The sequence below is a fragment of the Moorena sp. SIO4A1 genome (genome assembly GCF_010672065.1).
In the GTDB taxonomy this organism is placed as follows: Bacteria; Cyanobacteriota; Cyanobacteriia; order Cyanobacteriales; family Coleofasciculaceae; genus Moorena.
Genome location: NZ_JAAHHX010000003.1, coordinates 126516 through 149028 on the forward strand (window position 1 = coordinate 126516; position 22513 = coordinate 149028).

Consider the following 22513-nt stretch of genomic DNA (forward strand, 5'->3'; position numbering starts at 1 on the left):
ATGCCTATTGCCTATTGCCTATTGCCTTTTGCCTTCCCTACCCTTACTCCTCAAGTAAACCCTTCAACACCTCTTCTGTAAAAGGATTCTTACCAGCCCGGAGCTCATCTATCCATTTTTGTCGTTGTGCTTTCAACTCATCATCATCGATCCAATCTACAAATGCCTGAAAATATGATATGGCTCCTGCGGTATCCCCAGTCAGAGCTTTAGCTAAACCACGACTATCCAGAATACCTCCATCTTCAGGTTCTTTTGCTACTGCTTTTTCACAGGCATCCATGACATCAGCAGCATATCCATGGAGGCTACCAAACCAACAGATTTCGTTCCAATCATAAGCAGAAATTTCTAGGTTTGGATCTAGTTGTTGTGCTTTTTTATAGAGAGATAGGGCTTTGGTTAATTCACCTTGTATTGCTAACTGCTTACCTTGTTTAACTTTAGTGGGTGCTGCTAGCTGTTTGGCTTTTGTCTCTGGCTGTAATTCTAGATTAGGATTTAATTCTTTGGCTTCTTGAAACTTAGCAATAGCACCCTCAACATCCCCCTCTTCTGCTAACTGTTCACCTTTTGTAAAAAGAGCGATCGCTTTTGCCTTTGCCTCTGGCTCTAATTCTAGCTCCGGATTCCATTCTTGGGCTTTTTGGAACTTAGCAATAGCACCATCCACATCCCCCTCTTTCGCTAACTTCTCACCTTGTTTAACAAGACCGGGAGCTACTGCTACTTTGTCAACTGAATCTTGACATGAGCTTAAGCTTTCTAAATCTTCAGGATGCTCCACAAAGTAATCTTCAAGCAACTTACAGCCCCTAGCCAGCATCTCACCTAAATTTTCAACGGCCCAGAGTCTGACCATACCGTCCGATGATGCCGTAGCTAGCATCTTACCATCTCGGCTAAAGCTTAGACTATTTACCCGGCCTTGATGTCCTTTCAACAGAGCTAATGGATGAAACAGAGCTAATGGATTGCCCTGTAAATCCCAGAGTCTGACAGTATTGTCTCTTGATGCCGTAGCCAGCATCTGACCATTAGGGCTAAAACTTACACTATTTACCCGGTCTTGATGTCCTCTCAACAGAGCTAATGGATTGCCCTGTAAATCCCAGAGTCTGACCGTTTTGTCCCATGATGCCGTAGCCAGCATCTGACCATCGGGGCTAAAACTTACACTTAATATCGAGGATTGATGTCCTTTCAACACAGCTAATGGATTGCCTTGTAAATCCCAGAGTCTGACAGTGTCTGATGATGCCGTAGCCAGCATCTTACCATCGGGGTTAAATTTTGCATCATATACGAAGGATTGATGTCCTCTCAACACAGCTAAGGAATTGCCCTGTAAATCCCAGAGTCTGACAGTGTCATTTGATGCCGTAGCCAGCATCTTACCATCTCGGCTAAAACTGACACTAGTTACCGAGTCTTGATGTCCTTGAAACAGTGCTAAGGGATTGCTCTGTAAATCCCAGACTCTGACCGTATTCCATGATGCTGTAGCCAGGGTTTTACCATCTCGGCTAAAACTGACACTATTTACCGAGTCTTGATGTCCTTGAAACAGTGCTAATTGATTGCCCTGTAAATCCCAGAGTCTGACGGTTTTGTCATTTGATGCCGTAGCCAGCATCTTACCATCTCGGCTAAAACTGACACTAGTTACCGAATCTTGATGTCCTCTCAACAGTGCTAAGGGATTGCTCTGTAAATCCCAGACTCTGACCGTATTCCATGATGCCGTAGCCAGGGTTTTACCATCTCGGCTAAAACTTACACTTGATACCGAGCTTTGATGTCCTCTCAACACAGCTAAGGAATTGCCCTGTAAATCCCAGACTCTGGCTGTTTTGTCGTGTGATGCTGTAGCCAGGGTTTTACCGTCGGGGCTAAAACTTATACTATTTACCCAGTCTTGATGTCCTCTCAACACAGCTAATTGATTACCCTGTAAATCCCAGACTCTGACAGTTGTGTCCTCTATTTTGTCCTCAGTCAGAGGATTATCATGTGATGCCGTAGCTAGCATCTTACCATCTCGGCTAAAACTTACACTTCTTACCCAGCCTTGATGTCCTCTCAACACAGCTAATTGATTGCCCTGTAAATCCCAGACTCTGACAGTTTTGTCCTCTGTTTTGCCCTCAATCAGGATCGTACCATCTGATGCAGTAGCCAGCATGTTACCATCGGGGCTAAACCTTATTATAGTTACCGGCTGTTGATGTCCTTTCAACAGTGCTAGTTGCTTGCCCTGTAAATCGAAGAGTCTGACAGTTTCGCCCAATGGCGTAGCAAGCATGTTACCATCGGGGCTAAACCTTACACTATTTACCAAGCCTTCATGTAATCGAAATTTTCTGTTTTCTTTGAATTTAGTCAGACTCTGGTGTAAAGCATAGATAGGAATAATAGCAGGATAGTTATCCAAAGAGCGACCATCTTTGACTATATTAAATAGCTGTTGCCCAGTCTCCATAGCTGAGTATAAAAGCTCTCGATCGCCATAGTAACCATTATCCCCTGGTAACCGTCGTAAAATACTAAGCGCTTGTTGTTCTAGTCGCGCACCTGTTTTAGCTTCCTGTGATTGTTTAAAATTCTCTCTAGCTTCGATCCAAGTGAGCAAAGCAACAATTAAGGACAAACCTAGTATAGTAGTACGTATGCTGATGATTCGCTTCGCTTTGTCTTGAGCCTCAGTTAACGTATCATTCGCCTTAGCTAATATTCGACTTTCTTCTGCCAATACCCTGCGGTCTAATTCCTGACCAGCCGCCAAAAACTGATAATCCAAATCGCTCAAACTTTTACCCTTACCCCAATCTTGAGCATCCTGTAACGCTACCCCCCGCAACAAACGCGATTCATCCTTACACCCAGACTCAACCCAAGCGGTAAAGGCTTCAGAATAGGGACGCAGTCTCGCTAATTCTTGCTTAACCCAATCGCGATCAAAAACACTGCCATAAATCCGGTTGTTAACTTTTAAATACCCATCCCGCTCCACTACCAACCCCGATAGTCTTAATTCCGTCTGTTCATCACTGCCATCAGCGGCAAGACTACCCTGATCTAATACCTGCTGATACAATCCCAACAGCCTACTCGCCCGTTGCTCATTTCTGAGAATGCGATCGCGTATGGTCTTCAAGTGCTCTGGCTTATCCTGAGATACCCAATTGTCAATAATCTGGGTACGGGCGACCTGTGCAACTCCAGTTCCCCCCTGGTTAAGGGGGGTTAGGGGGGATCCCAATCCCGAAGTGCTGTGGATGGATCCCCCTCCAGAATTTCCCCCAACTCCAGTTCCCCCCTGGTTAAGGGGGGTTAGGGGGGATCCCAATTCCGGAGTGTTATCGATGGATCCCCCTCCCGTCCCCCTTAATAAGGGGGAAGCCAGAGCAGGGTTAGATTCCCCTCCAGAAGTTCCCCCAACTCCAGTTCCCCCCTGGTTAAGGGGGGTTAGGGGGGATCCCAATCCCGAAGTGCTGTGGATGGATCCCCCTCCCGTCCCCCTTAATAAGGGGGAAGCTTGAGCATGGTTCGATTCCCCTCCAGAAGTGCCCTCAACTCCAGTTCCCCCCTGGTTAAGGGGGGTTAGGGGGGATCCCAATCCCGAAGTGTTATCGATGGATCCCCCTCCCGTCCCCCTTAATAAGGGGGAAGCTTGAGCATGGTTCGATTCCCCTCCAGAAGTGCCCTCAACTCCAGTTCCCCCCTTGTCAAGGGGGGTTAGGGGGGATCCCAATCCCGAAGTGTTATCGATGGATCCCCCTCCCGTCCCCCTTAATAAGGGGGAAGCTTGAGCATGGTTCGATTCCCCTCCAGAAGTGCCCTCAACTCCAGTTCCCCCCTTGTCAAGGGGGGTTAGGGGGGATCCCAATCCCGAAGTGTTATCGATGGATCCCCCTCCCGTCCCCCTTAATAAGGGGGAAGCTTGAGCATGGTTCGATTCCCCTCCAGAAGTGCCCTCAACTCCAGTTCCCCCCTTGTTAAGGGGGGTTAGGGGGGATCCCAATTCCGAAGTGTTATCGATGGATCCCCCTCCCGTCCCCCTTAATAAGGGGGAAGCCAGAGCATCGTCCACCATTAACTTACACAACTTCTGGGTCAAAAACGGTTGTCCCCCCGTCCAGGTCAATATCTCACCTAACACCTGTTGAGGATTATCCACCTTCCCTACCAAACCAGGGAGCAGTGGTGTTTTCGCTTCTTCAAAGGTAAAGCCAGTCAGTTCAATATCCCGACCAATATTAAACGGAGTGCGCTGTTTATCCTGAATCAAATCCGCTGGAGTTGCTACTCCCAGCAAACAAAAACTCAGGCGATTGTAGACAGGATTTTCGGCTCGTTTGTTATAACAACTGCGAATAAAGGCAAAGAAATCATCTTTAAACGCTACTTTAATAATACTGTCAATTTCATCTAGAAATATAACAATAGTTTCCGAAATAGTTGCCAACAATACCGATTCAATAAACTTGCCAAACCCTAACAATGGAGCGATGTGTTCTGTATCTCTAAACCAAGCTTCTTCATCAAAGTTACCTGATAGCTTAAACTGAGACACCAGCATCACTATCAAGCTTGAATACCACATCTCTACGGGTATATTCTCTTTCCCAATCATGGTAAAATCGATACAACCACAGGCTACTCCTGCTTCCTGGAGACGCTTCATAGTTTGTACCCGCAAACTCGATTTACCCATCTGTCGCGAGTTGAGCACATAACAAAATTCCCCAGCCATTAAAGCCTGAAAAATTTCGGTATCAGCTTTTCGCAGGGCATAAGTTGTGGTATCTTGAGGTAAACTTCCGCCAACTTGGTAGATTGTTGATTGGTTGGTCATGGTAGGAAAGGGAGTAGGGAGTAGGGAGTAGGGAGTAGGGAATAGGGAACAGGGAACAGGGAACAGGGAACAGGGAACAGGGAATAGAGAACAGTAGTGAAGATATTGGAGTAGTATTTGGTTTTATGCTAAAGGGATACAGTATTGGATTTGATGATATAGTTATAGAGTTTTACAGGATTTATTTACTCTTCCTATTTCACTGCTCCCTGCTCCGAAGTCCCTGCTCCGAAGTCCCTGCTCCCTATCTATAAAATCCTGTTACTAAAATACTGACGATACAAATTATATCGAGGAATACAATCGTTCCCGATTGCTCTGACTAATCCCAGACTTTCTAACAGATACGTTTCCTTATAATCCAGACGCACAGCTTTAGTAGTTGTCAGTAACTTTTTGAAAGGGTTTAGTAAATTGGGATGGAGAATTAGATTATTTAAAAGTTCTCGCAAATGATGACGATAAATCCCTGATTCTGTCGGGGCGGTTTCTAAAAGATGCTCCATGGTCATGTTGGTATTTTTGCTAAGAGTAGAGAAAGCCAGCGTCAACAAATAAGGATGTCCGCCTACCATACCCATTAATTTTTGCCCTGATTCAATGGATAACTTTAAACCATAACGCCCAGCTAAACTCTGAACTTTATCTAAGTAAAAATTCGATAACTCTACTGCTTCTCCCACATTAAAAGGAGACTGATTGATATCTAATTCAATATAAACCTCTGTAGAATAAACCACAATCAACCGCAGGTTTTTCCAAAGTTGATTATTTTTAGCATCCTCATGCCACGTGCGCAACAAACCTAGAAATTCGCCAGCTACTTCTGGATAAGGAAACACTCGGTCTACTTCATCCAAGCACAAAACTACAGGACTGGATAAAGACGGTAACAGATACTGCTCAAAATATCGTTGACAATTTACCTTACTATATAACCGTTTACTCCAATAATTATCCAACTGGTCTGATAAGCCCAAATTGTCACCAAATCGCACGGAAAACGACTGTAAAAATACATCCAAATCATGGCAAGGTAACTCATTCAGATTCAAATAAACTGTGCGATAACCCCGAGACTTAGCATAACTAAGAATCCGATTACTGAGTAACGTTTTCCCCATCAGCTTCGGTGCTTTAATCCGAATTAGCGCTCCTGGTTGTAAAATCTTTTGATAACACTCAGCATCTTGGAGACGTTCTAGATAAAAGTATCCAACTTGAGCAGTTGTCTGTAGTTGATTATTGGTGCTATTTGTGCTATTATAGTTGTTATTATTTGTTGGTAACTTAATACCCAGTAAGTTTAAAAATTCTGGTATAGACTGAGGGCGATCCCTTGCAACCAAATTCATGGCCTTGAGAATGGCTCGATTTATGCGATCGCTAATCTGGGGATTAAGATGGTTTGGTGGTGGTAATACAGCTCCCTCAACCCGCTCGTCAGCTGTTACTGGTTCATTTCCAGTTAAGAGCACATACAAGGTAGCGGCCAAAGCATAAACATCGGTGTAGGGTCCCTGTTGCCCACGGAACTCATATTGTTCCAGAGGAGCATAGCCTGGAGTAAAAGCAGAAAGATGAGTTTGCTTAACCCCAGGGACAAACTTAGTGGCAATACCCAAATCAATCAACACCGCACCAGAACCATTGTTCCGCACCATGATATTATTAGGTTTAACATCCCGATGGAGCAACCCTTGCTGATGAATATCCCTGAGGGCGCTACCAATTTGCTGGATGTACAGCAAGGCTTGCTCTTCTGAGAGGACACCCTGCCGTTCCACCAGAGCCGACAAGGTTTCCCCCTCGATGTATTCCATGATTAGGCAGGGTAGTTCACCTTCTCGGATAATTTCTTCAGATAAGCGGACTAGATGAGGATTACCACAGCTACATTGGGCTAATTTTACGGCTTCATTGGCGAAAATTTTCCAAAATTCTAATAAATTATCTTGCCGGAGTACATGATTAAGGATAGTTTTGATTACTATGCGATCGCCTGTTTTAGTTCGGGCTAAATAGGTAATACCCAGCCCACCTTCTCCTAGTTTTGTTTCGATGGTGTACTTACCGTTCTGTAGCCGATAACCAGGGGGCCAGGTAAGATTACTTACGCCGTAGCTGTGGTTAGGTGCCTGAGTAGTTGAGGGAGGTTTGTAGGGAGCATAAGGCTCTCCAAGCGTAAGATGTATGGGTTGTGTGGTGCTGCTATGACGAATTTTAGGGGAATTAAAGAAGCGTTTAACTGCATTTAACCGCTTCTTTAATTTCCCACAGACTGACCGATGCTTATGAGTCTTCATTGGAGATGCCCAACCTATCCAGGAGCTTAATTTGGTAGGGTTTATATTTCCACACAAATAATTTTAACGTTTCTGATAACTATCAGAGCCATTCGATTTGCTTCACCCTACTTCCTACTCCTACTCCCGACTCCCGACTCCCGACTCCCGACTCCCGACTCCCGACTCCCGACTCCCGACTCCCGACTCCCGACTCCCGACTCCCGACTCCCGACTCCCGACTCCCTAATCATCCTCCCAGCTGTTGCTAAACGTATCAAAAGGCTCCGTTGCACCTGTCCAATTAAAATCATTAATTCGTAAACCAACTAAACCCCGTTGTTGAACTGGATTATAGCGCAATAAAATATTGTAGCTTCGACGAGAATACTCTAAAAAGAAATCAGTACTAATTTCCTGATTAGTATCTAAATTTAGGGAAGTCTGAAAACCCACTCGAAAGGGACCATAGAGTTGTTGGGTAATACCAGCATTAAGAATACGAGTATCTGCAACTCGGTCGAATAAAAATGGTGATGTATTTCCTAAAGCTACCTGACTATAGCTGATATTAAAACCCGTATAGTCCAGAAACGGTTTAGAAAAATGACCGAATTGCCCAGTTAAGCCAATGTTCCCACGGAGAAACTCTTGAGAATCACCGTTACTATAGGCACTAGCAACACCCGTAATGGATGAATTCAGTTGAATATTGGGAAGCAGTGGTGCTGGTGTATAGCGCATACCTTCTTCAGCAGTTGCTGGCAAGATTTTACCTTGCCAAAGGGGTTGTGTCCAAGTTAAGGTTGCACTCCCTTGATAACGGGTCAAATTAATCCGATTGTTATCCCGAGGTGGCAGAGGTAGCAAGTCTACTCGATCTGTGTTAGCATTAATGCGCTGAACGCCAGCTTGATATCGAATAGTCAAGCCAGTTTTCCCTAAGGGAATTGTCGGTGATTCAAATATACCCCCAATACTACTCTGAACGGTTTGGAAACCCAAAGACCCGTTAAAAAGGCGATCGCGGTAGCTAGCTTCTAAGGTCAAGCGATGAGGGTAGGTGTTACCAATAGTTTGTCGGAGGCGCAAACTCCCCCTAGTTTCGTTTTCTAAATCCTCAGGATCCAGACTAGTGAGTGCTGCGGAACCTACTAGTGTAGTGCGTGAACCTAAGGTAGCATCGAGGTCAACAAGCAAACCAAAGTTAGCCGGATCGATTACGCCACCACCTTCTGCATCATTGTTCTCATCTTCATCATTGTCTCCAAGAATAGCTTTTTGAAGAAAGAACTGTGGTGTTAGACTAAACCTGACCGAGGGAGTTTCAACTATCTTGAAGCCACGCTGAATAAACACACCACCCCGGTCGTCATCATCATACCCAAAATCCAATAAACTCGGTTGCCGCTCACGGCGGTCAATCACAAACCGTTCACGAAATGTAGGCAAGGAAAACCCTTGATCAAAAACCAGTCGAGGATTCTTGGCAACTACTTCATCTACTTCTGGGGAAATCCGTCTAAATCGAGCATTTCTGGTGCGCCACTCCAACTCTGGTGGGGAAAAGGGGTCGTTGGTAATTCTGACATTAGTAGCAACTCCTTCTAACCCGTCAAACTCCACCCGGTCGGCTTCATAGCGGAATCGATTTATAGTCCCTTCTATTTCTGGGGATTCTATGGTTGTTGTGCTTGTCCCAGTTTCAGCATTGGGAATAACCCGAGCACCAAACTCAATGGCAAAGGCTCCAGGATTACTAATTCCAGTTAAGGGCTGGCTATTAATAATTCTGCGACTGACCGGTTGAGTTGGGGGGGGTGGCCCAGAATCTGAACTTGCTCTGACAAATTCTCCCCTAGCCTTGAAAACCACACCAGTATCTTGAACAAAATAATACTCAAAGCGCTCTCCCTCTAGCACCTGGTTACCACGGGTCAGAGCCACATTCCCATCCGCAACCACAATCCGAGTAGGCAAGTTGACTTGCAGACGGTCAGCTTCTAGTAAGGCATCTTGGAAGCGCAAGGTAACATTACCCACCGCTGTAATCACTTGTCTGGTTTGGTCATACTCCTGACGGTCTGAAGTCAGCTCAAGTATGTCTAGCTGCTCATTGGTATCGAAGGTAATTGTAGGAGCAGTAACTTCGGAATCTAACTCGGAACCAGATTGGGGTTGAGACAAGTTCTGGTCTGATGGTGGTGTAGTCTCGTCTAGGGAAGCTGGGTTAGATTGTTCAGGGATGATTAACTCAAACTCTCTAGTCTCTCCCCCCCGCTCTTGAGCTATAATGCGCTTGCTTCTAGCAATTGGCAAAGGGCAATTGGAATTGATACTCAAGGATTCATCTGGATTCGGTAAGGTTTCAAGAGTAGAACATGGTTTGGGGTAGGATTTGACAGCAAAGAATCTTTCCTGATTCCCAGGCTCAGGTTTAATCTCAGGTTGGCTATCAGCTTGGCGATCAGGTTGGCGTTGCTCAATTGAAGTCCGATAATTCCCCCCAAAATTGGGTGGTGAGGGGGGCAGGGGACTTTGAAGGTTTTGTTCCCCCCAGCGAGGGATTGCTCGCTGGGGGGCTAGGGGGGCGGAATCATACCCAGAATCAGCAACGGGTGTCTCAGAAGTAACCGACGAGGAAAACCTAGGAGAAACCCTAGTAGAAAATTCCGGTTCCAGAGTTGATGGTGCTTCTGGAGTTGGACTCTTGAGTAAGGACGTTAAATCAGGATTGAGTGGTTGCTTGATTCCTAGTTTTAGAAGAGCTTGTTGCCACTGTTGTCCTTGCCCTAGTTGCCAATTGTCTTGGCTGTTTGTTATCCTTGGCAAGGTCTGGCCAACTGCTGGGGAAATGGGTGGACCTAAGCTAGCAGCGCTTTTGTCTGTGGCTAATATTGGGAAAGCCTCAATCTTGAGCTCTCCTGTGGGGTAGGGTTTGAGCAGTACCTGGTTTTGCTGTTTTTGGTACTGTGCCGAAACGGTTATGGTTTGAGATAATTCATCTAGGTGGCTAGTGGTCTGGGAAGGTTTAACGGTTTGAATAATTGCGGGTACGACCGGCGGCTGAACTGGCTGGGGCATTTTTCACTAATTGTCTGGTGTTTTACTATTCAGACCAACAATCCTTGACTCAATCCCCAAGATTGTAGTTCCAAATCGGTTATCGACAAAGACAGCCCATATTACAATAATTAACCACAAATACAAAACCACCCTCCTCTAAGAGCGTGGTTTTGTCTGTATAGTCCCGTGTTAAAGAGCTGTGGCTATCTCTAGTTGGCCGATCGCTATTTACTCGAAATCCTTCCGCTTAGGGTTACGAGATGGATCGTTTGACAAGAATCCAAAGACAAATAAGGCAATAAAGAAGCTAACGACTATATAAACAACGATTTTGAGGGTTACCATGTTGAGTTCTCCCAAGAAGATATGAAATACGGAAGATGAAGAAGTAGGTGAGACATTGGTCTAATGGTGAAAGTTCTAGAATTTGGAATCTAGATCAAAAACCATCTTACCTCGCTACACGATTAACTTCATACTTTTTTAAGATCATACCTAAAGGTGGCTCCCATTTGAGCTTTAATATCCTTAAAACTAATATCAGTGGGTAAGCAGTCAGCGGTCAGCGGTCAGCGGTCAGTGGTCAGTGGTCAGTGGTCAACAGTCAGTGGTCAGCGGTCAGCGGTCAGCGGTCAGCTGATTTTATTCAAAAGCTGTTCAGTGTAGCTTGGCCACAGGCCCGAAGCTGATAGCTGATAGCTGATAACTGATAGCTGATAACTGATAGCTCTATGCTTACCCAAAGCCGATGAGCGGATTTGAACCGCCGACCGTCCGATTACGAATCGAATGCTCTACCACTGAGCTACATCGGCACCAGTTTATTAATATAGCAAATATTACTATAGCAATAGCAAATCAGTCAGCTAAGTTAGGGTAAAACATTAATGACAAACTCGAACTCAAAAAATCCTGACCCCAATCCCAAAGTCTCTCGGCCAAAAATAAATCCAGAGAAGTATGCCAGGCTAAAAGCAGAAGCTCAACATCCCTACCGAGGCTTAAGAAAGTTTATCTATATTGCCTTCGGTGCCTCTGGTTTTATCGGTGCAATGGTTTTTCTAGCCCAGTTAGCTGCTGGGAAATCTGTAGCTACTGCCATGCCTAACTTGGCTCTGCAAATTGGTGTAGTTATCTTGATGGTTTGGCTATTTCGCTTGGAAAATAAGGCAGAACGAAAAATATAGCAGGAAAACCATGATACTCCTTTGAGCCAAAGAGGAATCTCAGGTATACTACTAGGAAAAGAGTATCATGAAAGCCATGGTGAGCATAGGCTCTCTTCTGGATCCGATTAGGTCACTCCGGCTCAGCAGTTAGAAATTATAGACCGCTTTTTAATTAGACAGCACACTCAAGAAAAGTGAATTTTAAGCATTTAGCGATCAGCGGTCAGCGGTCAGCTTATTTTATTCAAAAGCTGTTCGGTGTAGCTTGGCCACAGGCCCGAAGCTGATAGCTGATACGCGACACGCTGATAGCTGATAGATTAAGCTTCCTCATCTCCTGCTTCTAAGCTATCCGCTTCCTTGCTATCCATAGGAGCCACTGAGTTAGCTGAAACTACTGCTCCCATGTCGAGTTGCTGACGTACTTGCTGCTCAATATTCTCAGCAAACTCGGGATGTTCAACCAAATACTTAACTGTATTATCCCGACCTTGAGCAATATTGTCCCCATTGTGGCTGTACCAGGCTCCCTTGCGCAGAATGACTTTGGTTTGTTCTGCTAAATCCACCAAACACCCTAAGCGGGAAATCCCTTGGCCAAAAATAATGTCAAACTCTGCGATGCGGAAAGGAGGGGCAACTTTATTTTTGGCAACTTTGACTTTGGCACGAATCCCATATTCGCCCTCGTTAGATTTTTTCAGGGTTTGAATTCGACGAATATCCAGGCGAACTGAAGCATAGAACTTAAGTGCATTACCACCAGTAGTCACCTCTGGGCTACCATAGGTGATGCCGATTTTTTGTCGTAGCTGATTGAGGAAAATAACAGTACACCCAGATTTACCAATGTTACCAGCAATCTTGCGCAGCGCTTTACTCATCAACCGCGCCTGTAAACCCACTTGGTTATCACCCATTTCCCCTTCAATTTCTGCACGGGGTACCAAAGCGGCTACGGAGTCAATAACAACGATATCGACTGCAGCAGAACGAACCAGCTGATCCACAATTTCTAGGGCTGATTCCCCTGTGTCAGGTTGAGATACTAAAAGGTTGGCGATGTCAACCCCCAAAGCTGCAGAGTAGGTAGGATCAAGGGCGTGTTCTGCATCAACAAACGCTGCAACTCCCCCAGATTTTTGCACTTCTGAAACGGCATGCAAAGCTAGGGTTGTCTTCCCAGAGCTTTCTGGACCATAAATTTCAATAATGCGACCTTTTGGCAGACCACCCCCCAAGGCTAAATCTAGGGTAATTGCCCCACTCCGAATTGTTTCCACTTTCATCCGGGTGGCATCACCCAAGCGCATGATGGCACCTTTACCAAAATTACGCTCAATTTGTTTTAGTACCAGGTTCAGAGCTTTTTCTTTTTCGGGACTGTTTGTGATTGGGGTAGCCATGGATGCCTCAAAAAGTTTACTGTATCGGGACTGGTTAGGTAGTTTGGATTCTAAGTTATCGCTCTATAAGAGCTGTGGTGTGAATTTTAATTTTATTGAAATTAGGGCTCTTTACCGATTTGACTAATACTCTATATTAGGCCAACGGTCAGGTAAATCCCATCCCTTGTTAAGATTGGTGTTGCTCAAGCCTCCTGGATCTCAAATGCAAGGATAAGGCCAGAGTATAATTACTGATCCATTCTAACGGTTGAAAGTCCTTCAGCTCTCTGCAACACTGCTTGGTTAAGCTGGGTAGGAATGTTGAGGAGGATCAGTGACTTGGGTAAATTATAGTACAAAAGTACTTCCTTGTAAAGGAACTAGTCAGATTTTGTCAGTTGCTAAGGGCACGAGTCTTGGCATGGGCTACCCACTAGGAAATACTTTTGTTCAGAATTTAAATAAAATTGGTTACATAGAATCAACAAAACCCTTGTTGAGTCACTAAACAACATTCAACAGCATTATGTGAAAAATTATTAATTTAATAGACGATTAGCTTAACAATGGCCTCATCTCTAATCAATTCCCTATTCTCAGAAGCAATTTTGTCGGTTGCTGGGTTAACCGACTATATCCAAGAGTTGTTAGAGGAAGATAACCAACTCCATAGAGTTTGGGTGATTGGAGAAGTTTCTAGTAGCAACAACCATCCAAAAGGGATGTTTTTTACCCTCCAAGACCCAGATGCCAAAGCTACTATACAATGTGTAGCCTGGAGGAGCCAGTTAAGCAAGCTGGTGCAGGTACCAGCACTAGGAGAACAGTTGATTATTTTGGGCAGCCTCCGAGTTTATCCTCAGCGGGGACAGTATCAGCTAAATGTTTGGCAAGCCTTACCGGCGGGTGAGGGGTTGCAAGCCTTGCGCTCACGCCAATTACGTCAACGATTTGAAGCAGAAGGATTATTTGACCCACAACGAAAGCGCCCCCTGCCGATTCATCCTGAAACTATTGCTGTGGTTACCTCCCCCCAAGCCGCTGCTTGGGGAGATATTAAACGTACACTACAGCAACGGTATCCTGGCTTACGAGTCTTGCTTTCACCAGCTCAGGTTCAGGGGGAACTTGCTCCAACCTCAATAGTTAACGCTATTGATCGAGTCGAGGGGGATGGCAGAGCCAAACTGCTGATATTAGCTAGAGGGGGTGGAGCATCAGAGGATTTAGCTTGTTTCAATGATGAACGGGTGGTGCGAGCAATTGCTCAATGCTCAATACCGGTGATCACTGGTATTGGTCATCAACGGGATGAATCCTTAGCTGACTTAGTAGCTGATCACAGTGCTCACACCCCTACAGCAGCAGCGGAAAAAGCTGTACCAGAACTGATTACCCTTTATGCTGAACATCAACAGCGGCGGACTAGCCTTTATCAAGCCGTGACTCAAATCACAGAGGCATCTCGCCATAAACTGCACCATCTACGCACACGATTACGACACCTAGGTCTAGACCAACAACTACACCAGGAACAAAATGGGAACGCATTTCAGCATCAGCGATTGTTGCAAGTGACCTCAAAGCGTTTGAGCCAAGGGGTCCAGCACTGTCAACTGCTCAAGGAAAAGCTCAATACCCTTGACCCTCAAAAAGTCCTAAAACGAGGCTATGCACTAGTGCGTACCCCAGACGGAACCATTGCTTCGTCTACAGAAAATTTGACTCCTGGAGAAGAACTACAAATTCAGTTAGATGAGGGTCAAGTTAAAGTCAAGATTATCGAGATTGTTGATAGTTGACGGTTGAGGGTTAACGGTTAAGTTAAAGCTTGTAAGGCTTGCTCTACAATAAGAGCTGCTTGGTCAACTTCACCGGCGGAGACAATTAGGGGTGGAACAAAGCGAACTACCTTTGGTCCTGCTGGTACCAACAACAAACCCCGTTCCATCACAGCTTTAACCACATCCACTGAAGTTAGATCAATATCTGATTTTAGTACAAGCCCATTAATTAGACCCCAGCCTCGCACTTCTTCAATAACTTGGGGATATTTTTGAGCGATCGCTCTCAGTCTGGTGCGCAGCTGGTCACCCCGCACCTGAACATTTTGCAAAATATTCTCCTGTTCCAAGGTTTTTCCTACAGATAGGGCGACTGCACAGACAAAGGGATTACCACCAAAGGTGCTAGCATGCTCTCCAGGTTGGAAGATATCACAGAATTTCTTAGACATCATCGCTCCAATGGGAATGCCACCAGCCAATCCCTTAGCACTGGTGAATATATCTGGCTCTATTCCCAGATTCTGATAGCCCCAGTATTTACCAGTGCGACCCATACCCACCTGGACTTCATCTAGAATCAGCAGGATGCCAGTTTGATCACAGATCTTTCTAACTTGCTGGAAGTAGTCTAGGTCTCCTGGGCGAACACCCCCTTCTCCCTGCAATGGTTCGAGCATCACTGCTGCTACTCGCCTATTTCCCTCATCAATATCTGCGATCGCATTTTCCAATGCCTGAATATCGTTGTAGGGTACGTACTCGAACCCAGGTACCAAGGGGTCAAAGTTTTTCTGGTACTTAGGCTGGCCAGTAGCTGTGATTGTTGCCAAGGTTCGCCCATGGAAACTGGCCTGAGCGGTCAAAATCACTGGCTGTTCAATATCGAGCACGGTGTGGCCATATTTCCGTGCCAGTTTGATAGCAGCTTCATTAGCCTCCGCTCCCGAGTTACAGAAAAATACTCGTTCTGCACAAGAATGGTCAATGAGCCACTTCGCTAATGCCCCTTGCTCTGGAATGTAGTAGAGATTGGAAACATGGTTTAGCTTTTGGATTTGCTTAATTACCGTTTCTACCACAACTGGGTGAGCATGACCTAAGGTACAGGTAGCAATCCCTGCCACAAAGTCAAGATAGTCTCGCCCAGAAGTATCCCAGACATGGCAACCGGCACCCCGCTCTAAGGCAATAGGAAAGCGTCCATAGGTTTTCATGACCCTAGCATCGAATGCAGTTAGGTCATAAGGTGCCCCCCCAGCCGGAGCTGACTCTGCCGGTGGCGAGGGATTGTTAACAATAGTTTCTGGGCTCACGAGCTTAGTCCTTGTGTGATTAGTGAATGGTCAAGGTTGGCTTTCTAGGATTTACCAATCAGCGTACGGAGCGTTATGCCATACTATTTTCAATTGCCCAACGAGCTAATTCAGTACGGTTATGGAGACCAGTTTTCCCTAGCATGTTCGATACATGGCTTTCTATGGTGCGCTGAGAAACATTCAGTTTCTCAGCTATTTCCCGATTTGCCATACCTCTTGCCACGTGCTGGACAACCTTTAGCTCAGTAGGAGTCAACTCAACATCGTAAGGAACTTTAATTTTGGGTGTGCTGTCTGGACCAGAACCTGAGTGAAGGATTAGACGAGACGCTTGCTTGAGGGAGGATTCCACCTGTGCTACCAGTTCTTCTGGCTCAAAGGGCTTCACCATATAAACATCCGCACCTTTATTAAGACCCTTTACGCGATCTTGGCTTTGACCCTTGGCTGAGAGAAAGAGTATGGGAATCCAGCTGGTGCGAGAATCATCTCTGACCTTTTCTACCAGGGTATAGCCGTCCATCTCTGGCATCATTACGTCACAGATAATCATATCAGGAATATCCTGCTCTAAAATGTCCAGAGCTTCTTTCCCATGTTCAGCAGTAATCACTTCGTATCCCTGAAACTCGAGGTAGTCCTTGACTAACAATATGAGGTTGGGGTCATCATCAATCAGCAGCAGTTTTTTTTGCTCTCTTACAGCATTGTCCTTCATAACTGTAACGTTTGTTATACTTTGCTTGCTTAATTTTATTAATAGTGGTAGTACCTCTTGCCTTTTCTTATGCCTGGAAGTTACCAAGCTGCTTTAACTCTCCAACCAATAATCCTACCTCACCATAATTAGGGTTGGTAAGGAAAAGGATCTTAACCTGGTTGGGGTTGGGTACCATTTGCTGCCATTGCCTGGTAGTCTGAAGCAGATGCTTGAAGAGTTTCTGGCAAAGGATGAACTAAAAAAGCATAGTCTTCTAAAACTTGGTTGCCAATAATATGCTCTTGAATAATGCGTTCAATTACCTCAGGGGTAGCATGGTGATACCAAACACCATCTGGGTAAACTACCATCACAGGACCAGAGGTACAGACTCGCAGACAATTAGCCTTGGTGCGAAAAATGCAACTTGGCTCAACCTCCTTGGGCTGGTCTAGTTTTAGCTCTTTTAGGCGTTTTTTAAGATATTCCCAGGATTCAAGGCTAATTTTTTTTGAGCAGCATTTCGGTTTAGTTTGATCAGCACACAAGAAAATGTGGCGCTGAATTTGATTAAGTCCTAAGCTCTTTACGTTAGCGGCTAGGGTAAGTTGTTCCGATTCTCCGAGAGTCGAAGTGTCAGAATTATCAGAATTATCAGAATTATCAGAATTAGATGGGGTAGCTTCAGGCTCAGTTTTGTCTGCTGGCATGAGTTTTAGGGCTTTTGTTGTGTGAGGATGAGTCGAAAGGACGAGAGTAAGAATATATCTGTTATATCTATTTGCTGGTTTTAGTGATCAGTGGTCAGCAGTCCATGGGTTGTAGTTCTGGTTTTTTAATCAATTCCTGGGACTAAGGTCAAACCTTAGATGAAACAGGTACAAGCTACACCATACCGATACGGATACACAGATAATAACCCAAAGCTATATCATCCGTGCATTTGCCATCTGTTAACCTACTATGAGTTCGGGAACCCGTACAGAGGTATTTATTGCCATCTCTTGCTGATTTTGAGTAAATTAGCACTCAGGAGCTGAGAGTGCTAAATCGGCTCAGATGAATCAGATGAAGTAGAGAGGAAAAACTGATATGGCAGCTGTAACTCTGAGTGTTTCCACCGTTAAGCCCTTAGGGGATCGAGTTTTTGTTAAGGTAAGCGCCGCTGAAGAAAAAACTGCTGGCGGTATTCTACTACCGGATAACGCTAAGGAAAAGCCTCAAGTTGGGGAAATTGTAGCCACCGGACCTGGCAAGCGCAACGATGATGGTTCTCACGCTGCTCTCGAAGTCAAAGTAGGGGACAAGGTACTTTACTCAAAGTACGCTGGTACCGATATTAAGTTAGGCAACGAAGAGTACGTTTTGTTGTCAGAGAAAGACATCTTGGCAGTCGTCAGCTAACACCTTGAAGGCAAACAAATTGAACCCTTAAACCCTCAAAGCTTTTACCTTCAAGGCTTTTATCTTCAACCTTAATCACCGTTAGGAACTGAACTCAAAACCTATGGCTAAGCGCATTATTTACAACGAAAATGCTCGTCGCGCCCTAGAAAAGGGAATGGACACTCTGACTGAAGCTGTAGCTGTCACCCTTGGACCAAAAGGTCGCAACGTAGTGTTAGAGAAGAAGTTTGGTGCTCCTCAAATTGTTAATGATGGTGTCACCATTGCTAAAGAGATTGAACTGGAAGACCACATTGAAAACACTGGTGTTTCTCTGATTCGGCAAGCAGCTTCAAAAACCAATGATGCTGCTGGTGATGGGACTACAACAGCTACAGTACTAGCTCATGCTGTGGTCAAAGAAGGCTTGCGCAACGTTGCTGCGGGTGCTAACCCAATCGCGTTGAAGCGGGGTATTGATAAAGCTACTGCGTTTCTGGTAGACAAGATTGCTCAACATGCCCGTTCAGTAGAAGACTCTAAAGCCGTTGCCCAAGTTGGTTCTATCTCTGCGGGTAACGATGAGACTGTTGGTCAGATGATTGCTGACGCAATGGACAAAGTGGGCAAAGAGGGCGTGATTTCCCTTGAAGAAGGGAAGTCTATGACCACTGAACTAGAAATTACCGAAGGGATGCGCTTTGACAAAGGCTATATCTCTCCCTACTTTGCTACTGACACTGAGCGGATGGAAGCAGTTCTAGAAGAACCTCACCTCCTGCTCACTGACAAGAAAATTACCCTGGTACAAGACCTGGTGCCAGTACTCGAGCAAGTGGCTCGTTCTGGCAAGCCGTTACTGATTATTGCTGAGGACATTGAGAAAGAAGCCCTGGCAACCTTGGTGGTCAACCGCCTACGGGGTGTTTTGAATGTAGCAGCTGTCAAGGCTCCTGGCTTTGGCGATCGCCGTAAAGCTATGCTGGAGGACATTGCTACCCTAACTGGTGCACAAGTAATCACCGAAGATGCAGGTCTAAAGCTTGACAACGCCAAGCTGGAAATGCTGGGTAAATCCCGTCGTGTGACCATAACTAAGGACAACACTACTATCGTTGCTGAAGGTAACGAAAATGCAGTGAAGGGTCGTTGTGACCAAATCCGCCGTCAGATGGACGAAAGCGATTCTTCCTACGACAAAGAAAAACTGCAAGAGCGATTAGCTAAGCTGGCTGGTGGTGTCGCAGTGATTAAAGTGGGTGCTGCGACAGAAACGGAAATGAAAGACCGCAAGCTGCGTTTGGAAGATGCCATCAACGCTACCAAGGCAGCTGTGGAAGAAGGTATTGTCCCTGGTGGTGGGACAACTCTAGCTCACCTGACTCCTGACCTAGAAACTTGGGCAAACGAGAACCTGAAGGCTGAAGAACTTACCGGTGCTATGATTGTTTCTCGTGCCTTGTCTTCACCTCTGAAGCGAATTGCCCAGAACGCTGGTCAGAATGGTGCGGTGATCGCTGAGCGAGTTAAAGAAAAAGAATTCAACGTTGGCTACAATGCTTCCAATGGTGAGTTTGTAGATATGTTTGAAGCTGGTATTGTTGACCCGGCTAAGGTAACTCGTTCTGCTCTCCAAAATGCCGCTTCCATCGCAGGTATGGTGTTGACCACTGAGTGTATTGTGGTAGACAAGCCTGAGCCTAAGGACAATGCTCCTGCTGGTGCTGGTATGGGTGGAGATTTTGATTACTAAAGCTTACGGAATTAATTAAAGTACTCTAATTGGAGGTGCAACTATTAGCCTTATAGCTCTCTAAACCTTGTCAAACATTATCTACTGTTTTATAATCAACTAAGTTAGTAACTTGTTTAACAAGGGAACACTACCGCCAAACGAAGAACTAAAAGCCTTGGCAGCTGGTCGTAAGTTAAGCGACGTAAAATAATGGACTGAGTGAAGTTACAGTGCGGTTTGAGAGTAGGCACCAGAGCCTCCATTAAGAAAATTAGCGCAATGCTTTTGGCATTGCTTTGTCGGCAACAACCATTAGTTTTAACTAATGCTATACCATCGTCCTATCTGCTTGTGAGTAGGTTTGTACAGGTTAAATGTTGCACTATAGGTGCGCTCTTACCATTAAGAATTAAATTCGCACCGCTTTGGGCGCGCCTTTCGGCAAAGCCGACGCGGTGCGCGTTATGGTCGCACCATTAGCTAGTTACAGCTGCTTCGTTGAAGAAGCAGCTGCTTTTTATTACCCAAACAAACCTAGATTCTCTAATCTAAGAGATACTAGAAACGAGCCTTGCAGCAGTTGAGATGGGACAGTTGCCTATGTCTTTGAAAATTGAATACGGACTCTTCAAGCTTGATTTCACTGACTACCACGCAGTTTTAGGAATTCCAGTTGATGCGGATGTTAAGGCAGTCCGTAAAAGGTACCTTCAAATTGCTAGACGTTTGCATCCCGACAGTTGCAAAGCCAGTACCGAAGTGGAAAAAAATCAAGCAAATCTGCTGTTAACACGGCTGGTTAATCCTGCTTATGAACAGCTATCCCGAGGTCATCGTGACTATGCTGCTAGTCTAAGCCACTTGAGTAAGCAGTTAGGGGCTCAAGGAGATAAAATTTCCCTGGCTAGCGCAACGGCTAAGCAATTATTACAAGCAGGGGCAAATTTAGATAATCTTTACAGAACCTCAGTTGACCACCTAGCATCAGAGCAATACCAAGCCCTTGACCAAGCCTTGGCAAAAATTGCCGAAATCAGTGAACTTAACCTAGTTTATTTGATGTGTAAAAGTGGTAAGGGCGAAACGGTAAAAACTCCTGTATCAACCCCTGTGAAAACTCAAGCAACTGGTGTGACCCAGCCAAATAGTCAGACTACTACCGGTGCAACATCACAGGGAGGGTCGGTTGGGCCTAAGGGAGTATCACGAGTGGATAGCTATATCCGACGTGCTGAAGGATATTTGGTCAAGAACAATTTTGCTGCGGCAGTTCTGGAGTTGCGAGAAGCTCTCAAATTGGACCAAAACAATAGCGACTGCCATAGTTTATTGGGAATTGCTTATTTGAAGCAAAATAAGGGGACAATGGCTAAAGTACACATTAATAAGGCGTTGCAATTGAATCCTCAGAACGAAAGAGCATTGAAGGCGAAACAGCTTATCAATGAATTCACCCTGAAAAGTGGCGGTAACCAGTCAAAGGTGTCGCCTGAAGCAGCTAAAGGGAAACCGTCGAATAAATCTAATGGTGGTGGGTTATTTGGTGGTTTATTTGGTGGAAAGAAAAAGTAATGATTCATCAACCACCCCCAGGGGCAAGGGATTTACTCCCCCTAGAAGTTACCCAAAAACGCTGGATTGCTAACCACTTACAGCAAGTATTTCACCGCTGGAGTTACCACCGGATTATCACATCAACCCTAGAATGGTTGGATACTCTGATGGCAGGAGGAGCTGTCGAACGTTCCACGGTTATTCAGTTGCACGATGCTGAGGAAGGAACGCTGGGGCTGCGTCCAGAATTAACGGCATCCATAGCTAGAGCAATGGTTAGTCGTATTGCTGGCAGTAATAGTGAAGCCTGCCTATCCTTACCCCAGCGACTCTATTACAATGCCAATGTATTTCGACGACCAAGTATAGGTCACCACGGACGTCAACTAGAGTTTTACCAGTCGGGGGTAGAATTATTGGGAGTTGGTGGGCTGTTGGCAGATGGGGAAATTTTGCTGTTGCTAGCCGATTGTCTTAATCATTTAGGGTTACAACAATGGCACCTGATTTTGGGGGAAGCTCGGCTAACGCGATCGCTTTTGTCTCCCTTCCCTAAACCTATGCAAGAAAAGGTTCGTAAAGCCATTGCCTATCTTGACCGGGTTACCCTAGAAACATTACCCCTATCCCCAGAATTACGGGAACGAGCATTGTTTCTTTTTGACCTAAGGGGAGACCCTGCTGATGTTTTGCAAAAGGTTGCTAGTTTTGATTTAGACTCGTCGGAACACGAGATTGTGACCAATCTCAAATCCCTGGTGGAACTTTTAAATAGTAGTTCCCCTAGCCCCTTACCGATCGTTCTCGACTTGACCTTAGTACAAACCTTTGACTATTACACTGGTATTGTCTTTGAAGTAGTCAGTAGTAGCGAGGGCTCTAGCCGAGTTTTAGGTCAGGGAGGGCGCTACGATCAATTGCTGAGTCTATATCATCCTCAAGGAGAAGCCTACCCTGGAATTGGTTTTTGCCTCAACCTAGAAGACCTTCATTATGTCTTACTTTCCAGTAATCAATTACCCACCCAGACACCAGCTAGTGATTGGTTAGTGGTGCCAGAATTTCCCGAGGCTGAGGCAGTGGCTTTTACCTATGCCCAGAAACTTAGAGATTCTGAGCATTTGGTCAGGGTAGAGATGGATTTAGGGGGACGCTCACCAGCACAAATTAGAGAATACGCCCTGGGTCACGGTATCACCTACATTGCCTGGGTACAAGCCGATGGCACTCCTAGGATTGAGACCGTGACTAAGAAAGTGTGAAGTATTT

16 protein-coding genes and 1 tRNA gene are annotated in these 22513 nt (G+C 45.4%); 8 read left to right on the plus strand and 9 right to left on the minus strand.

What is annotated here, in order from left to right:
• Nucleotides 1-43 precede the first annotated feature (43 nt).
• Together F6K53_RS03665 and F6K53_RS03670 are read right to left on the minus strand one after the other, a co-directional pair.
• The gene (locus F6K53_RS03665) at nucleotides 44-4858 is read right to left on the minus strand and encodes an AAA-like domain-containing protein (protein ID WP_293079918.1); all 4815 of its coding nucleotides are present in this window, start codon (nucleotides 4856-4858) and stop codon (nucleotides 44-46) included.
• Between the two features lie 248 nt (nucleotides 4859-5106).
• Nucleotides 5107-7164, minus strand: a complete 2058-nt coding sequence (locus F6K53_RS03670; RefSeq protein WP_293079920.1) for an AAA-like domain-containing protein — start codon at nucleotides 7162-7164, stop codon at nucleotides 5107-5109.
• A gap of 97 nt (nucleotides 7165-7261) precedes the next feature.
• Here F6K53_RS03670 and F6K53_RS03675 point away from each other — a divergent pair, with 97 nt between their 5' ends.
• Entirely contained in the window at nucleotides 7262-7393 is a 132-nt protein-coding gene (locus tag F6K53_RS03675) for a hypothetical protein (protein WP_293079923.1), read from the plus strand.
• On the opposite strand, the gene F6K53_RS03680 is transcribed toward F6K53_RS03675, so the two are convergent.
• Both F6K53_RS03680 and F6K53_RS03685 read right to left on the minus strand, forming a co-directional pair.
• Nucleotides 7390-10227 carry a DUF3769 domain-containing protein gene (locus F6K53_RS03680; protein WP_293079925.1) on the minus strand — a complete coding sequence of 946 codons (2838 nt, stop codon included), beginning with the start codon at nucleotides 10225-10227 and terminating at the stop codon, nucleotides 7390-7392. The two genes, F6K53_RS03675 and F6K53_RS03680, sit on opposite strands and share 4 nt — an antisense overlap.
• 210 nt (nucleotides 10228-10437) lie before the next feature.
• The gene (locus tag F6K53_RS03685) at nucleotides 10438-10554 is read right to left on the minus strand and encodes a photosystem II reaction center protein I (RefSeq protein WP_293035667.1); all 117 of its coding nucleotides are present in this window, start codon (nucleotides 10552-10554) and stop codon (nucleotides 10438-10440) included.
• Nucleotides 10555-10752: 198 nt separating this feature from the next.
• On the opposite strand from F6K53_RS03685, the gene F6K53_RS03690 reads away from it, so the two are divergent.
• On the plus strand, nucleotides 10753-10875 hold the full coding sequence (locus tag F6K53_RS03690; RefSeq protein WP_293079928.1) for a hypothetical protein: 123 nt from the start codon (nucleotides 10753-10755) through the stop codon (nucleotides 10873-10875).
• A gap of 77 nt (nucleotides 10876-10952) precedes the next feature.
• Here the strand turns inward: F6K53_RS03690 and F6K53_RS03695 are convergent.
• A tRNA-Thr gene (locus F6K53_RS03695) sits at nucleotides 10953-11024 on the minus strand.
• A 72-nt stretch (nucleotides 11025-11096) separates the two neighbouring features.
• Here F6K53_RS03695 and F6K53_RS03700 point away from each other — a divergent pair.
• Nucleotides 11097-11396, plus strand: a complete 300-nt coding sequence (locus tag F6K53_RS03700; RefSeq protein ID WP_293021322.1) for a DUF3493 domain-containing protein — start codon at nucleotides 11097-11099, stop codon at nucleotides 11394-11396.
• Between the two features lie 302 nt (nucleotides 11397-11698).
• Here F6K53_RS03700 and recA read toward each other — a convergent pair whose 3' ends face one another.
• Nucleotides 11699-12784 carry a recombinase RecA gene (gene recA / locus F6K53_RS03705; protein WP_293021320.1) on the minus strand — a complete coding sequence of 362 codons (1086 nt, stop codon included), beginning with the start codon at nucleotides 12782-12784 and terminating at the stop codon, nucleotides 11699-11701.
• A gap of 548 nt (nucleotides 12785-13332) precedes the next feature.
• Between recA and xseA the strand changes: the two genes are divergently transcribed.
• Nucleotides 13333-14568: an exodeoxyribonuclease VII large subunit gene (gene xseA, locus F6K53_RS03710; RefSeq protein WP_293069151.1), complete on the plus strand. Its 1236-nt coding sequence runs from the start codon at nucleotides 13333-13335 to the stop codon at nucleotides 14566-14568.
• 17 nt (nucleotides 14569-14585) lie between these two features.
• Here the strand turns inward: xseA and F6K53_RS03715 are convergent, their stop codons facing one another.
• The 3 genes from F6K53_RS03715 to F6K53_RS03725 all read right to left on the minus strand — a co-directional run bounded on the left by F6K53_RS03715 (nucleotide 14586) and on the right by F6K53_RS03725 (nucleotide 17279).
• Nucleotides 14586-15866 carry an aspartate aminotransferase family protein gene (locus F6K53_RS03715; RefSeq protein ID WP_293021316.1) on the minus strand — a complete coding sequence of 427 codons (1281 nt, stop codon included), beginning with the start codon at nucleotides 15864-15866 and terminating at the stop codon, nucleotides 14586-14588.
• Nucleotides 15867-15939: 73 nt separating this feature from the next.
• Complete coding sequence (locus F6K53_RS03720) at nucleotides 15940-16587, minus strand: response regulator transcription factor (RefSeq protein ID WP_293021314.1); 648 nt, start codon at nucleotides 16585-16587, stop codon at nucleotides 15940-15942.
• A gap of 152 nt (nucleotides 16588-16739) precedes the next feature.
• Nucleotides 16740-17279, minus strand: coding sequence for a ferredoxin (locus F6K53_RS03725; protein ID WP_293021312.1), 540 nt, complete (start codon nucleotides 17277-17279; stop codon nucleotides 16740-16742).
• Nucleotides 17280-17661: 382 nt separating this feature from the next.
• Between F6K53_RS03725 and groES the strand changes: the two genes are divergently transcribed.
• From groES to F6K53_RS03745, 4 genes are all read left to right on the plus strand, one after another.
• Nucleotides 17662-17973 carry a co-chaperone GroES gene (gene groES / locus F6K53_RS03730; RefSeq protein WP_008180318.1) on the plus strand — a complete coding sequence of 104 codons (312 nt, stop codon included), beginning with the start codon at nucleotides 17662-17664 and terminating at the stop codon, nucleotides 17971-17973.
• A 103-nt stretch (nucleotides 17974-18076) separates the two neighbouring features.
• Complete coding sequence (groL, locus tag F6K53_RS03735) at nucleotides 18077-19708, plus strand: chaperonin GroEL (protein ID WP_293021309.1); 1632 nt, start codon at nucleotides 18077-18079, stop codon at nucleotides 19706-19708.
• Nucleotides 19709-20290: 582 nt separating this feature from the next.
• The gene (locus F6K53_RS03740) at nucleotides 20291-21262 is read left to right on the plus strand and encodes a DnaJ domain-containing protein (protein WP_293079930.1); all 972 of its coding nucleotides are present in this window, start codon (nucleotides 20291-20293) and stop codon (nucleotides 21260-21262) included.
• Nucleotides 21262-22506 carry an ATP phosphoribosyltransferase regulatory subunit gene (locus F6K53_RS03745; RefSeq protein WP_293069156.1) on the plus strand — a complete coding sequence of 415 codons (1245 nt, stop codon included), beginning with the start codon at nucleotides 21262-21264 and terminating at the stop codon, nucleotides 22504-22506. Before F6K53_RS03740 ends, F6K53_RS03745 begins: the two co-directional genes overlap by 1 nt.
• Nucleotides 22507-22513 lie beyond the last annotated feature (7 nt).